At 62.7% G+C, this 14,070-nt stretch carries 15 protein-coding genes; all 15 read right to left on the bottom strand.

Features of this window, described 5'->3' with window-relative positions:
* Positions 1 to 188 precede the first annotated feature (188 nt).
* On the bottom strand, positions 189 to 1,199 hold the full coding sequence (locus ACZ9W6_RS00465; RefSeq protein WP_465189081.1) for an HlyD family secretion protein: 1,011 nt from the start codon (positions 1,197 to 1,199) through the stop codon (positions 189 to 191).
* Positions 1,196 to 3,316 carry a hypothetical protein gene (locus tag ACZ9W6_RS00470; protein WP_465189082.1) on the bottom strand — a complete coding sequence of 707 codons (2,121 nt, stop codon included), beginning with the start codon at positions 3,314 to 3,316 and terminating at the stop codon, positions 1,196 to 1,198. The genes ACZ9W6_RS00465 and ACZ9W6_RS00470 overlap by 4 nt, the downstream gene beginning before the upstream one ends.
* Complete coding sequence (locus tag ACZ9W6_RS00475) at positions 3,313 to 4,665, bottom strand: glycosyltransferase family 2 protein (RefSeq protein WP_465189083.1); 1,353 nt, start codon at positions 4,663 to 4,665, stop codon at positions 3,313 to 3,315. Before ACZ9W6_RS00475 ends, ACZ9W6_RS00470 begins: the two co-directional genes overlap by 4 nt.
* The gene (locus tag ACZ9W6_RS00480; RefSeq protein WP_465189084.1) at positions 4,662 to 6,095 is read right to left on the bottom strand and encodes a TackOD1 domain-containing metal-binding protein; all 1,434 of its coding nucleotides are present in this window, start codon (positions 6,093 to 6,095) and stop codon (positions 4,662 to 4,664) included. The genes ACZ9W6_RS00475 and ACZ9W6_RS00480 overlap by 4 nt, the downstream gene beginning before the upstream one ends.
* Positions 6,096 to 6,193: 98 nt before the next feature.
* Complete coding sequence (locus ACZ9W6_RS00485) at positions 6,194 to 6,418, bottom strand: hypothetical protein (protein WP_465189085.1); 225 nt, start codon at positions 6,416 to 6,418, stop codon at positions 6,194 to 6,196.
* 133 nt (positions 6,419 to 6,551) lie between these two features.
* Positions 6,552 to 7,403 carry a c-type cytochrome biogenesis protein CcmI gene (ccmI, locus tag ACZ9W6_RS00490; protein ID WP_465189086.1) on the bottom strand — a complete coding sequence of 284 codons (852 nt, stop codon included), beginning with the start codon at positions 7,401 to 7,403 and terminating at the stop codon, positions 6,552 to 6,554.
* Positions 7,400 to 7,870: a cytochrome c-type biogenesis protein gene (locus tag ACZ9W6_RS00495; protein ID WP_465189087.1), complete on the bottom strand. Its 471-nt coding sequence runs from the start codon at positions 7,868 to 7,870 to the stop codon at positions 7,400 to 7,402. Before ACZ9W6_RS00495 ends, ccmI begins: the two co-directional genes overlap by 4 nt.
* Complete coding sequence (locus ACZ9W6_RS00500) at positions 7,867 to 8,394, bottom strand: DsbE family thiol:disulfide interchange protein (protein ID WP_465189088.1); 528 nt, start codon at positions 8,392 to 8,394, stop codon at positions 7,867 to 7,869. Before ACZ9W6_RS00500 ends, ACZ9W6_RS00495 begins: the two co-directional genes overlap by 4 nt.
* Positions 8,391 to 10,361: a heme lyase CcmF/NrfE family subunit gene (locus tag ACZ9W6_RS00505; protein WP_465189089.1), complete on the bottom strand. Its 1,971-nt coding sequence runs from the start codon at positions 10,359 to 10,361 to the stop codon at positions 8,391 to 8,393. Before ACZ9W6_RS00505 ends, ACZ9W6_RS00500 begins: the two co-directional genes overlap by 4 nt.
* Positions 10,358 to 10,810, bottom strand: coding sequence for a cytochrome c maturation protein CcmE (gene ccmE / locus ACZ9W6_RS00510; RefSeq protein WP_465189090.1), 453 nt, complete (start codon positions 10,808 to 10,810; stop codon positions 10,358 to 10,360). Before ccmE ends, ACZ9W6_RS00505 begins: the two co-directional genes overlap by 4 nt.
* Positions 10,807 to 11,001, bottom strand: a complete 195-nt coding sequence (ccmD, locus tag ACZ9W6_RS00515) for a heme exporter protein CcmD (protein WP_465189092.1) — start codon at positions 10,999 to 11,001, stop codon at positions 10,807 to 10,809. Before ccmD ends, ccmE begins: the two co-directional genes overlap by 4 nt.
* Before the next feature lies 1 nt (position 11,002).
* Positions 11,003 to 11,794: a heme ABC transporter permease CcmC gene (ccmC, locus tag ACZ9W6_RS00520; protein ID WP_465189093.1), complete on the bottom strand. Its 792-nt coding sequence runs from the start codon at positions 11,792 to 11,794 to the stop codon at positions 11,003 to 11,005.
* A 12-nt stretch (positions 11,795 to 11,806) separates the two neighbouring features.
* Entirely contained in the window at positions 11,807 to 12,481 is a 675-nt protein-coding gene (gene ccmB, locus ACZ9W6_RS00525) for a heme exporter protein CcmB (RefSeq protein WP_465189094.1), read from the bottom strand.
* A complete protein-coding gene (ccmA, locus tag ACZ9W6_RS00530) occupies positions 12,478 to 13,098 on the bottom strand; it encodes a cytochrome c biogenesis heme-transporting ATPase CcmA (RefSeq protein WP_465189095.1) in 621 nt (206 codons plus the stop codon). The genes ccmB and ccmA overlap by 4 nt, the downstream gene beginning before the upstream one ends.
* A gap of 279 nt (positions 13,099 to 13,377) precedes the next feature.
* Positions 13,378 to 14,061 (bottom strand): NapC/NirT family cytochrome c, encoded by a 684-nt coding sequence (locus tag ACZ9W6_RS00535; protein ID WP_465189096.1) that lies wholly within the window; start codon positions 14,059 to 14,061, stop codon positions 13,378 to 13,380.
* Positions 14,062 to 14,070 lie beyond the last annotated feature (9 nt).

A 14,070-nucleotide genomic window follows, 5' to 3' on the forward strand; every position in this document is an offset into this window, starting at 1 on the left:
AGAAGATTACGCAAAGGTTCCTGCCGTACAGGCAAAAAAATTCTGATTAATTGTAAAGAATCACTTTAAAAAGCGGCTTTAGATGCAATTTCACCACGCCTCAAACCAATGGCATGACAAGCCACCTGTTCAGCTGTGACGATATTGGCAAAACATCCCATCGCAATTTGCGCAGGCAAGGCGCACGCTCAATCCTGCCACGGCCAGCGCAATTGCCGTGGCAACACCACCTTCACCCGCAATTGCCGCACCATATAGTGCGCTGGCGGCGTATCCAGCAATTCGACCCGCACCACAATGCCCTGCTGCGCATCGCCAAACTGGCTGAGCGTTGTCGGGATGGCCTCGCTGAGCCGGATATTGTCGCGGATCACCGCCCGGCTGCGACGCTGATCCGGCCAGTGCACCTCTACCGCCTGACCGGCGTTGGCGAGACTGGCCAGACGCTCCGGCAATAACGCAACAATCTGCATATGCCCGCTTTGCTGCAGCTGCAACAGCGGCTCGCCCTCGCGCACGGCCATGCCGGGCAAGTGTTGCAACTGGCTGACCTGCCCTGCCAGCGGTGCCAGCAGCACACGGCCCTGTTGCTGTGCCAGCAAGGCATCCAGCTCGGTTTGCAGGCCGCGCGTATCCGGCTTCACCACCGGTGCCGCCGGTGGTGCCGGCGCTTCGCGCACCGCCGCCAATCGCGCCATCGCCTCGTTCAATTCGGCACGCGTTGCTGCCCCCGCCTTGAACAGCGCCTGATAGTCAGCCAGCGACTGCTGCAGATAACGCACATAGGCCGGATCCACCGTCGCCCGTGGCACAGGGTTGGCCGCAGGCGGCAGCGTCTGTTGCAGCTGGCTGATCTGCTGCTGCAACAAGCGGATACGCGTATCACGCTCGGGGTTGCGGATGCTCAACAGCACGCTGCCGGCCTTGACCTGGCTGCCATTACTCACTTGCAATTGCTCGATCACGCCGCTTTGCGGGCTATTGAGCGTATACACCGGCAACTCGACATAGCCGGGCGCATCCTGCTGCCAAAACATCCAGCCGGCGCTCCACAACACATACAGCAAGGGGCTGGCCACCAGCAGCAGGATCAGATACCAGCGCAGGCGATAAGCCTGACGCTTGGCCGGGGCGTAACTGACAGTCAGGCCCTGGTCTTCGCTGGGGTGCTGGCGTGGCGGGTTAAAGCGTATTTTCATGGAGACAAGGTCCGTAATGTCGCCCAGTCCTGGATCAACAGGCGCTGGCCGCCACTGGCCACCAGCACGCCGGCAATACCTTGCAGGCTGGCCAGTCCGTGGCGATAGTGGCTTTCTTGAGGTGACAGGGTTTTCTCGACACTCTGCACCAGGCTGAACGGCAGACTATCCAGTGCAGCGAGCGCGCGGCCAACGCCAAGACGCACGGTGTCCTGGCTGGTGCTGAACAGCATGATGTCGGCACGCGCCACACCTGCTTCGCGCAGCTGGCGCCCCAGTGCCGGCATCGCCAGATGGCGATGGTGAAAGGTGGCCGCCAACGGCCAGCGCACGGTCTGACTGGCCATCGTCAGCGTCGCCAGCCAGTCTTGCAGCAGCCGGGTCTGTCTTGCCTGCCAGTCCGGCAGCTGTTCGATTTCGAGATCCAGGCTCAGGCCGTCCATCGGCAGCTGCGCCACGCCTTGCAACAAGCGGCGCAATTTGTCGCGGCCGGCCGGCGCTATCCAGCTGGCGTCGCCCAACAACAGTTCGACGGCAATGCCTTTGCGGTGTGCCAGATCAAGTAGCCGGGTCATTTCGCTGACAAGGTTGGCCGCGGCCAACTGCCGCGCGTCCAGACCGATCAGCACACGATCGAGATCATAGCGCTGCCATTCGGCAACCGCCTCGGCCGGCCGTCGCAGCGCCGCACGACTATCCCACACATAGCTGCCGACACTCAGCTGCCGTGTCTGCGCTACCAGCGGTGTGACCGTGCTTGCGACAGGCCTGGCCGGCGCGGCGGCTGGCAGGGCCGGGCTGTCCTTCGACGCCGATATTCCGCTACGACCGACACCCGTACTCAGCTCGCGTGTCAGTGGCGCGAGCCAGTCATGCAGCGGCAAAGACTCACTGGCTACCACGCCATCACCCAAGGCTGCCAGCCTGGCCAGTGCGGCCTGCTCTTGCTGCCAGCCATTCAGCGCAGTCAGGCTTTGACGGTAATAACGGTAACGTGCGGCCAACCATTGCTCGACGGTATCGCCGGGCAAGCGTTCGGCGCGCAGCTGGCGTTCGTGCAGGCTCTGCTGCAAGGCCTGCAGATAATCCTGCACGCTGCGGCTTTCCAGCCGGATCGCACTGAGCTGGGCCTGTTGCTGCTGACGATTGCCCAGCCACTGCAGCCGGCTCTGCTCGTAACTGAGGCGTGCGCTTTCCAGCTCGGCCTCACGACTGGCGCGGCCGCCACGGCGGTATTCCTCCAGCGACAGCGGCATGCTGATGCCGAGATTGGCCAGCAGATTGCTGTTGCCGTAGGCACGGCCACGGCTGTCGAGTTTTTGCCCCAGCCCGATGCCGATGCTGGCCTGTACACCATCCCAGCGGCTGGCTGGCTGTTGCTGCAAAAACTGCCACTGCCGCCAGCTTTGCTGCACCAGTGGCAAACCTTCGATGGCCAGCTTGTCATCACTGGCCACCACGGCACGCAGTGCCTGTGGTGCGGCTTCGTCTACCGCCAGGCCGCTAAGCTGGCGCAGCTGCTGCAAGGCAAACTGGCCACGGCTAGCGGCCTGCTGCAGTTGCAAGCGCGCCTCGGCCATGCCGGCAAGGTAAGTCTGCTCATCCGACGGCAACAGCAGCCCTTGCTGCCGGCGTGCGGCCAACAGCGCACGCGCCGACTCCTGCCGCTCAAGAAAAGCCTGCACCAGCTGTTGCAGCTGGCCGGCATACAAGGCGTCAACATAAGCCAGCCGCAGCTGCAGCAGCGCCGCGCGCGTACTTTCGGCGGCAGCAAAGCCGGCCAGCTCGCCACGCAAACGGGCATTGGCAATCTCGCGCTGTTGCTGCTCTTCACCGCCCAGCAGCTGGCGGCTCAAGCCGACACCGGCCTCGACACCAGCCGATGCGCCTCCCTCGCCTTCACGGCCATAACGCGGCGTGGCCGTGCCATATACCTGCCAGCCGGCCTGCGCGGTGGCCTGTTGCAGCTGGCCGGCGGCCGCTTTCTGTGCCTCGCTGGCCAAGAGGCTGGCGCTGCCGCCTTGCTGCAGCGCTCGTTCCAGCTCGGCCAGCGTGGTGGCTGCGCCGACTGTCGTCGCGCTCAGCAACAAGCTGAGAAAAATCAGGGCAGCTCTCAATGTCGCGTTGTCCTTTTCAGTACCCACCACGGGGCCATGGCCGATTCTTCGTGGCCGCGCCGCAGCATTTCGTTGAGGATGGCGACGCAACTCCATAGTCGCGAGGCCATCATGTAGAGCGTGAAAACCGGCAGCCACAGCAAGTCTTTGAGCTCGCGCCATGGCTCGCGGCTGCATACGGCGAGATAGGCCAGATAATTGAACCCAGCAATCAGCAGGTAATAGCAGAACACCAGCAACTGCAGCGCGACATAGTTGGCCGCAGGCAGCACGAAGGCCAGCCACACCAGATAAAACAGGATGGTGAACGGCGCGACAATCTGGAACGCAAGGCCGCTCCACAACAACGCGATGAAATGCCGCCAGCCGGTGAGGCGCGGCGAAAAAGCGTGGTGGTGCTTGCGCAGATAGAGGTAGGCCAGATCGCCATCCCAGCGCAGGCGCTGCAGGAAAAACATCCGCCAGGTATGCGGCACATCGGTGTGCCCCACCGCATAAGGCTCGAACACGATGCGCAGACCATAGCGGCGCACATATTGTTTCAGCCGCAGGGTGAGGTCAAGGTCTTCGGCAGTGCCGGTATTCCACGCGCCGATCTGGCGCAACACACTGGTACGGAATACGCCAAATGCTCCCGAAATATTGTTCAGCACATCCAGTTCGCCAAGGCCAGTCTTGGCCATCAGCAGCGACAGCCGGTATTCGAGGCCCTGCAGATGCGCCACCGTGCTGGTGGCCGCATTGCGCGCCATCAGCGTGCCCGAGACGGCGGCGACTTTCGGATCGACAAAATGGCGCACCACCTTGCTGACCATATCGTTGTCAAACGAGGTATCGCCATCCAGCGCCATCACGATCTCGCCACGTGCCAGCGACAGACCGGCATTCAGCGAGGACACGCGGCCGCCGCGCTGCCATTTGGGCAGCAGCGTGATGTGGCGGTGCGGGTAATGTTTGCCATGCGTGCGGATAAAACGACGCACGGCCTCGGCGGTTGGCCGGTTCTGGATCGCGCCATCCACCATCGCGATGATGTCGAGCGGGCCGGCATAGTCCTGTTCGCATAGTGTATGCAGGGTCAGCGCCACTGCCTCGCCCTCGCTGTAGCAGGTAATCAGGCAGGTCACCCGTGGCTGGTGCGGCCAACGTGGCTGCCGCTGCAGCCGGCGACGCAGCACATGCCGCATCAGCCCGGCCAGCACCGTCAGGTAATACGGCAGCTCCAGCAGCAGCAACATCGGGAACAACAACACATTCACCCGCAGCGGATCTTGCAGCAGCATCTGCCACAGCCCGACAAAAGCCTGGCTGACGGCAAAGGCAAAACCGGCAAGATCCGCAGTGATCACGGTGACACCTCATTGCACAGCGCATCGATCAGTGCCTCGGTATCCTGCTGCTGATGACGGCCAGGTGTGCTGCTGTAGCTGTACATCAACAGCGCCAGCGCCTTGCCGTGCTCGGCCCCCTGCTGCATCACCGCGTTGATTTTCTGCTTGAGCCGCTCGACCCCGTCGGCCGGCGTATTCGGCAACAGCAAAAGGTAAAGTTCTTCACCCAGCAAGGTGGTGAGGTCAGTCGTACGGATCTGCGATTGCAGGCTTTGCTGTAGTCGCTCCAGCTGCAACATGGTGGCCTGGTAACCGTGCCGCTCGATCAAGCCCGGCACATTGCCCAGCCGAAAGGCCAGCAAAGAGTAAGGCTGTTCGGGATAACGCGCGCAAAGCCTGTCCAGCCAGGCCAGATTGAAGCGGAACAGCTCGGGCGAAACCAGACCGCCCACCAGATGAAAGGCCTGCACCGCTCCCAACACATCTCCATGCCGGCACAGCTGGCGGCCGCGCTCGCTCAGCACATAATCGCTGACTGCCAGCGTGCGCAACTCCTCCGGTGCATGTTCGCTGCCACAGGCCACGCAGCGTGCGCGTACTTCAGACTCGATAAACAGCTCGCTGCAACTGCGGCACTGGTAGTTTTCCATCGGCCGGTCGTAGTCGCTGCCGATATGTCGCAGCCGGGTCTGGCAGTTCGGGCAGGACAGCAGGCCATGCTGGCGAAAACGGCTCTGCGGCGCGACATGGCCGCAGTTGAAGCAATGAATCGCGTTTTCCTGCTGGATATCATGACCATGACAGGCCGGGCACAGATCAATGTAATTGAGATGGGTGCTGGCGCAAGTCGGGCAGCTGCGCAGGCGGTCGTGCAGATTGCCGAGCTCGATCAGCCCCATGCCAAGAGCTTGCTGCAGCAACAGCCGCGCGGCATCGGCATTGCCGGCCAGACATTCCAGCAAGGGGAAGAAATGCATGTCGGGACGCTGCCAATCGCGCAGCGGCAGCAAACGCCCCTCCTCGCGCGTCCACAACCAGCCCAGCAGCAATTGCATCGCGGCATCGGGGTGCTGCAGGGTAAACAGGGAGCGGCGCTGCTGCCAGCTGTCGATCTGCCGCGCCATCTCGTCCGGTGCCAGCCACAAACCGTCGCACAGCAAGGCCAGCTCGCCCGTTGGCGCATCGCGCTGCACCAGATAAAGCGGATGACAGGCAAAGTGAGCATGGCTGCGCAACTGCCGCGCAAGCGCCAATTGTTCATCAGCCGTGCGGCCAGCCAGCAAGAAAGCATCTATCTCGTCATCCGCCGCGATGGCATCGGGGCCGGAAAACGGCTGCAAATGCTGATAACGCAGCATGGGTGGCTGCCAATGATCAGTCTCGCCGAGCAAGGCGAGCTTCTGCTTGGGGTCGGTCATCTTGTCGGTCGTCATCAGGTGCGGCGGCATAAACCGCGCACGGGGTAAATAAGGAGTGAAGGCAGCCTCATTACAAGATAGCCAGCTGCGATGCCCTCTGCCGAAAGCACTCACGCGAGCGCATCAGATCACCACAAACAAGCAATGACCTGCGCATAAAAGGCCGACACCTTAAGCAGCTTTTCGCCCCGAGTAAACCCTGCGCTGGCACTTTGCGGCGCTTTGATAAATGCGCACTGAAAGCCATCTGGCATTTCGATAGATTGCTGCGCAAGCAGCAAACCCGGATCGCACAAGCGCGACATTCGCCGTCCATAAGCGGGATAGCACGGCAATACGCCAGAGCGCAGCATGACTCTGAGTCCTGCATGCAATGAAGAAGATCGCGAGTGACGCCGGCAAGCGATGACGGCCATGTCGCACAAAGATGAACAGAGAAAGGAAACGCGGCGGCGCCTGCAAGACGCCGCCGGCTTTATTGATTCACTAGTTGGCCGCACTCGCGGCCTTGCGCTCGCTGGCGAGTGCAGCCATTTCGCCGGACAGCCATTTTTCGTCTTCCGAACCTGGCTCCAGCATCGCATGCAGCTTGCCCCACCACTCGAGCGCCGCAGCGCGATCGCCGCGCTCGACTGCCGCGCTGCCGGCCAGCATCAGTGCATCTGGCTCGTCGGCCTTGAGTTCCAGTGCGCGTGCCAGCAGCTGGGTTGGCCGGCCGGTAAAGCTCTTGTCCCGCACCGCCAGCGAACCGGCAAAACGCGCAATCTCGCCGGCATCATCCTTGATCACCGGCCAGGCTTTTTCATAAGCCGCCACCGCCTCGTCGTAACGGGCCAGCGTGCGATAACTGCGCGCCAGCATCAGCCATCCCTTGGCATCGTCAGGATTCAGCGCCATTTTGGCTTCGAGGCTCTTCACCATGCCTTCGATCTGGCCGGCGTCCTTCTCGGCCTGCGGCGGCGGCGCAAGGTTGGCCGCATCGAGTGCCGCCGGCTTGCCCAGCTGCAGATACAGCAGGCCGGCCAACAGCGGCAACAGCACACCGATCGCCACCAGCCAGAGTCGTGACGTCACCGGCGCGGCATCGACCACGGCCTCGCGGCCAACCTCGGTCAGCAGCCGGCTTTCCGCCTCGGCCACGCTTTCCTTGTAGGCCGTTTCATCCAGCCGACCAGCGGCGAGGTCCGCACGCAGCTCGGCCAGCACGCTATCGTGCAGACGAAAACGGGCGCGGCGCAATTCGTCACGCTGCGAGGCTTGCGGCCGCCAGCACGGGTAAAACAGCACAAGCAGGCTGGCAAGCAGCACGGTCGCGCATATCAGGGCAAAAGTACTCATGGTTTGTTCTCGTCAAATTCCTGCTTCAGCCGCGCCAGCTCGGCAGCATCCACCACGGGCACGGGGCTCGCTTCACGACGGCGGCGCAAATTGCGGGCAAACAGCAGCACGGCCAGCGCAAACAGCAGCAAGGGGCCCAGCCACAAGAGCAGCGTACGGCCCTGCCACGGCGGGCGATAGGTGACAAAGTCGCCGTAGCGGTCGGTCAGGTAACTGATGATTTCATTATCGTTCTTGCCGCTGCGGATCTGCTCGCGCACTTCTCGTCGCAAGTCTTCCGCCAGTGGCGCACGCGAGCTGGCAAGGCTTTCGTTCTGGCAAACCAGGCAACGTAGCTCGCCCGACAGCACATGCAGCCGCGCCTCGACCGCCGGCTCGCTGCTGGCCGGTGCGGTGGTGGCAAAACTCGCACTGCTTGCGGCCAACATCAGCAGTGCCACGGTGGTGTAAAGAGACTTGCGCATCATTGCCCCCCGCTTCTGGCCGCCTGCAAGGCCGGCATGATGACTTCGACAAACACCTTGTCGCTGACCGGCCCGGTGTGTTTGGCGCGAATGATGCCGGCGCCGTCGATCACGAAGGTCTCGGGCACGCCGTAGACGCCAAAGTCGATGCCGACCCGACCGTCACGATCGGCAATCACCTGGCTGTAAGGATTGCCGCGTTCGGCCAGCCAGCGTTTGGCATCATCATCCTTGTCCTTGTAGGCGAGGCCTACCATTGGCGCGCCGATCTTGTTCTGCCAGCGTTGCAACACCGGATGCTCGGCAATGCAGGCACCGCACCACGACGCCCACACATTCAGCACCCAGGATTGGCCGCGCAGCGTGCTGGCCGCCAGCTGGCCCTGCGCATCCAGCCTGTCCAGCGTGAAGAGTGGTGCCGGCTTGCCGATCAGCGGTGACGGCAAATCGCGCGGATTCAGCGTCAGGCCGATGCCCAGCAGCACCGCCAGCGCCAGAAAAATCATCAGCGGCAGATAGCGTTTCATGTGGCAGCCCCTTTGCGTGACAGGCGATAGCGACGGTCGGACAAGGCCAGCAGGCCGCCCAGCGCCATCAGGATGCAGCCATACCAGATCCAGCCGACCAGCGGCTTGTAATGTGCGCGGATGATCCAGTCGCCACTGAATGGGTTGTCACCCAGCGGTTCGCCCAGCGACACATACACATCGTAAAACGCAGTGTGATGGATGGCTGCCTCGGTCATCGGCATCTGGCTGGAGAAATACTGGCGCTTTTCCGGATGCAGTATCGACACGGCCTTGCCGTCGCGGCTCAGCAGCAGGCTGCCCTTTAGCGCGGCATAGTTACTGGCACGTTCGGGGCTGACACCGTCAAAGCGCACGCTGTAGGCAGCGACTTGCAGACTGTCGCCACGGCTCATGCGCACATCGTCTTCGCGTTCGTAAGCCGACACCACGGTCACACCGGCGACAAACACCGCCAGACCGATATGCGCCAGATGCATGCCGCTGAACGAAGCCGGCTGCGCGAACGGCGCACGCCACCACGCACAGCCACCCTTGATGCTGTGGCCGACGCGGCTCAGCCAGTCCTGCAGTGCGGTCAGCGTGATCCAGCTGGCCACACCCAGCGCCAGTGCCACACCCCAGCGCCATTGTGCACTCCATAACAGCGGTGCCAGACCGCCGATCACGATGGCCAGCAGCAGCGGCCAACGTATCGCCATCAGCATCGCGCGCGGTGCGTGCTGCTTCCAGCGCACGGTGCCGGCCAGACCGGTCAGCAGCAGCATCGGCAGCATCAGCGGCACGAACACACTATTGAAGTACGGCGGGCCGACCGACAGCTTGCCCATGCCCAGCGCATCGATCAGCAGCGGATACAGCGTACCCAGCATCACCGTGGCGCAGGCGACGGTAAACAGCACATTATTCAGCAGCAGCAAGGTCTCGCGCGAACACCAGGCAAAACGGCCACCGCCTTCCATCGCCGGCGCACGCCAGGCGTACAGTGCCAGCGAGGAGCCGATCACGATCAGCAGGAACACCAGAATGAAGCTGCCGCGCGCTGGGTCGGTAGCAAATGCATGTACCGAGGTCAGCACGCCCGAGCGCACGAGGAAGGTGCCGAGCAGAGACAGCGAGAACGTCGCAATCGCCAGCAGCACGGTCCAGTGCTTGAAAGCATTGCGTTTTTCGGCCACGGCCAGCGAGTGGATCAGTGCAGTACCGGCCAGCCACGGCATGAAGGACGCATTCTCGACCGGGTCCCAGAACCACCAGCCGCCCCAGCCCAGCTCGTAGTAGGCCCAGGCGCTACCCAGCATGATGCCCAGTGTCAGCGACACCCAGGCCGCCGCCGTCCACGGCCGGCTCCAGCGCGCCCAGGCGGCATCCAGCCGGCCGGTCAAGAGCGCGGCAATGGCGAAGGCAAACGCTACCGAAAAACCGACGTAGCCCATATACAGCAAGGGCGGGTGGAAGATCAGCCCCGGGTCTTGCAACAGCGGGTTGAGATCCTTTCCTTCCATTGCGGCCGGCAACAGACGGGCAAAGGGGCTGGAAGTCAGCAGGGTAAACAGATGCAGACCGATAGACACAAAGCCGAGCACGCCCAGCACCAGCGCACGCACCTGCTGCGGCAGGCTGCGTCCGAGCAAGGCGACGGCGGCCGTCCAGCCACCGAGCATCCACAGCCACAACAGCAGCGAGCCTTCATGCCCGCCCCAGACTGCGGCCAACTTGTACTCGACCGGCAACAGGCGGTTGGACTGCTTGGCCACATACATCAGCGAGAAGTCATCCTGCACGAAGGCCACGGCCAGGAGGCCGATGCTGCCAGTCAGCAGCAGCCATTGCAGCACGGCGGCCGGGCGGGTCAGCTGCATCAGCAGCGGCTGGCTGCGCTGGCCACCATACAGGCCAGCCAGTGCCAGCACGCCGGCAATCAGCAGCGAAAGAATCAGACAGAACAGGCCGATTTCACCAATCATGGTTGTTGCGCCCTCTTCTCTGCGGCCTTGCGATGTGCATCATTCACGGCTTGTTGCGCCTCCGGCGGCATATAGTTTTCATCGTGCTTGGCCAGCACCTCGGTGGCGGTAAACACCTTGCCATCCCAGCTGCCCTGCGCCACCACGCCCTTGCCTTCCTTGAACAGGTCAGGCAACAGGCCCTTGTAGGCCACGGCAATGGTCTTGTCGGTATCGGTTACGGCAAAGCGCATGCTGATGCCGTCGGCCTCGCGCTGCAGTGATTGCTCGGCCACCATGCCGCCAATGCGGAAGGCACGCCCCTGCGGCGCCTCGCCCGCCATCACCTGGGTCGGGCTGTAGAAAAACACCAGGTTCTCGCGAAAGGCATTCACCACGAAAAAGGTCACGATGCCCAATGTCAGCAAGGCACCGGCCACCCATAACAAACGTTTGCGGCGTGGCGTCATGACTTGTTGCCCTCCACCTGCAAGGCAGCCAATTGCTGCTTGCGCACGATCGCAGCCAACACCGCCTTGCGCGCGCGGCCCAGCAGGCCAAGCTCGAGCAGGATGACCAGCAAGGTCAGCCCGAACGACCACCACACATACACGCCATGGCCACCCATGGCGAAAAACTGTTGCCAGCTAGTCCAGACCATTTCACTTCCTTTGTGCAGCGATGGCGGCCAACTCCGGCAGGGTCTGCACCCAGCGGGTATGCGCTTCGCGCTGCAAGATCAACATTCTTGCCCTTTGCAGGGTGGTGGCAATCGCGTACAGCCAGGCAGCCACCGTCATCAGCAGCATCGCCGTCAGCATGATGGCGGCCATGCTGCTGCCCTTGCTGGACACCGATGCGCCCTGGTGCAGGGTATTCCACCAGTACACCGAGAAATAAATCACCGGCACATTGAACACGCCGACAATCGCCAGCAGCGAGCCGGCCTGATCGGCCCTGTCGTGGTCTTCGATGCTGCGCGTCAGTGCGATAAAACCGAGATACAGAAAGAACAGCAGCAGCATCGAGGTCAGCCGCGCATCCCACACCCACCAGGTGCCCCACATCGGTTTGCCCCACAGCGCGCCGGTCAGCAGCGACAGCAGTGCCATCCACGCACCGGTCGGTGCCAGTGCTTGCGCCATCACCGCCGACAAGCGTGTCTTCCACACCAGATGGATGACCGACCAGAACGCCATGGCCACATAAATCAGCATCGCCAGCCAGCTGGCCGGCACATGCAGGTAAATGATGCGATAGCCCTCGCCCTGCTGCGCATCGGCCGGCGCCAGCGCCATGCCTATCCACAAGCCGGCCAATGCAAACGCGGCGGCCAACAGGTAACAAACGGGAATCAGCCGGCCAGCCAGCGGATAAAAAGTGCTGGGCGCGGCGTAGTGAAACCAGCGCCAGCCACGGCCAGCATCGGCATCAACAGTAAGCGGTGTAGTCATGAGAAGACCCGATCAGACAATCGCCAGCCGCAAGGCTTTTGCGGCCAACCATGGAGAGAAAAACATCGCGGCCACGCTCATCGCGGCCAACAGCCATAATTCGGCAGCGCCGCTTTGTGCCGCCGCCAGTGCGCTGACTGCCCCACTGCCGAAAATCAGCACCGGCGCCAGCAGTGGCAACACCAGCAAGGCCAGCAGGATCTCGCCCTGGCGCAGGCCCAGTGTCAGCGCTGCGCCGATACCGCCCAGACAGGTAATTACCGGCGTGCCCAGCAGCAGGCTCAGCACCAGCATCAAACATTGTTCGGCCGGCAGGCCGTACTGAATCGCCAGCACGGGCGCGGCCAAAGCCAGCGGCAGGCTGTTACCCAGCCAGTGCGCCAGCAGCTTGCCGGCCACCATCAGGCTGTCCGGCTGTGGCGCGAGCAGGAGCTGTTCCAGCGAGCCATCCAGCCAGTCGGCCTGAAACAGCCGCGGCAGCGCCAAGAGATTTGCCAGCAAGGCGGCCACCCACAACACGCCGGGGCCGATTTTCTGCAGCCATTGCGGATCGGGGCTGACCGCCAGCGGAAACAGGGTCGCCACCAGCACGAAGAACATCAGGCCGACCAGCACATCCCCGCGCTGACGCCACGCCAGCAACAGGTCGCGGCCAACCATATGAAGGAAGAAATGCCAGGTGCTCATGCGGCCCCCAGCAGCAACTGCCGCACGCCATGCAGGGTGTCGGGCAGTGCCTGATGCGAAGTCAGCACCACCATGCCGCCGTCGGCCAGATGCTCGGCCAGCCAGCTGCCGAATTCGGCTTGCGCGGCCACATCCAGCGCCACCAGCGGCTCGTCCAGCAGCCACAGCTTGCCCGGCATCGCCAACAGCCGCGCCAGCGCGGCACGGCGTTTTTGTCCTTGCGACAACTGCCGCACCGGCACATCAGCAAATAACGCCAGGCCGGCGCGTTGCAGTGCGTGCATGGCAAGGGCTTCGCCCAATGCGACGCCATGCAGGCGCGCGTGGACCTGCAGGTTTTCCAGCGGTGACAGCGTGTCTTTCAACGCATCGCGATGCCCCTGATACTGGCAGTGGCGGCCATAGTCATCGCCCAGCTCGCTCAGGCTCTGTCCGCACCAGCGCACCTCGCCCGCCGCCAAGGGCGTCAGTGCGGCCAACATCTTCAGCAAGGTGGTTTTGCCGGCGCCATTGGCACCGGCCAGATGCAGGCATTCCCCTGCCTCGAGAGTAAAAGCCAGATCACTGAATAATTGACGCCCGCCACGACTGGCAGCGAGACCCTGGACTTGCAGCACGATGAATTCGCCAGCTATTGGAATGCTGGAAGTTTATCTTTTGCACGTTGGCCGCAAGTGGGGATTTGCGGCTACCTCTTTTGAGGTAACCCTATGCCTGAAAAAGAAAAAAAGGCATACCCGAAGGTATGCCATAGTCGCTAGCTCAGCCGCTTTTGGCTGCTGACCGGTTGCCGGCAGCGGGACATTGCCTGTCGCCGCTGCCGATTGCTCAGACAGTTTTGCACACCTAGCCTGCGTTGCGACAGCAGCCGCAGCCACAGGCCTGGTGCTCAGCCCTTACTCGATACCCGCGGTATCCTCTCCGCCTTCACTGGCTTCCGGCTTGGCACCAGGGTTGGCCGCCGCCTTTTGCGGGTGCATCACCGATTGCGGCACGCTCTCGCCGGTCGTTACACCGACGTGCTGCTCGACATTCGGCAAGTGGTGGGCAATACCCTTGTGACAGTCGATGCAGGTCATGCCTTCGCTCAGGCCCTTCTGGTGAGCATTGGCCGAGCGGCGGTTCTGCTCCATGTAGTCAAAGTACTCGTAGTTGTGACAGTTGCGGCACTCCTGCGAGTTGTTGGCCTTCATGCGCTTCCACTCGTTCTGCGCCAGATGCACACGCTTTTCCTCGAACTTCTCGCGGGTGTCGATCGTGCCGGTCAGCTTGCCCCACACCTCGCGCGAAGCCTGGATCTTGCGGATCATCTTCGGGCCCCACTCGTGCGGTACGTGGCAGTCCGGGCAAGTCGCCCGCACGCCGGAGCGGTTGGTGTAGTGCACGGTTTCCTGATACTCGGGGAACACGTTGTCAGCCATTTCGTGACACGACAGGCAGAATTTCTCGGTATTGGTCATTTCCAGCGCGGTATTGAAGCCACCCCAGAACAGGATGCCCAGACCGAACATGCCGACCAGCCCCCAGAAACCCAGCCTGACAGCGCGCAGCTGCTGCCATTTCTGCTTGATCCAGTTCATGCTGCCTCC

Source organism: Vogesella lacus (assembly GCF_979366295.1).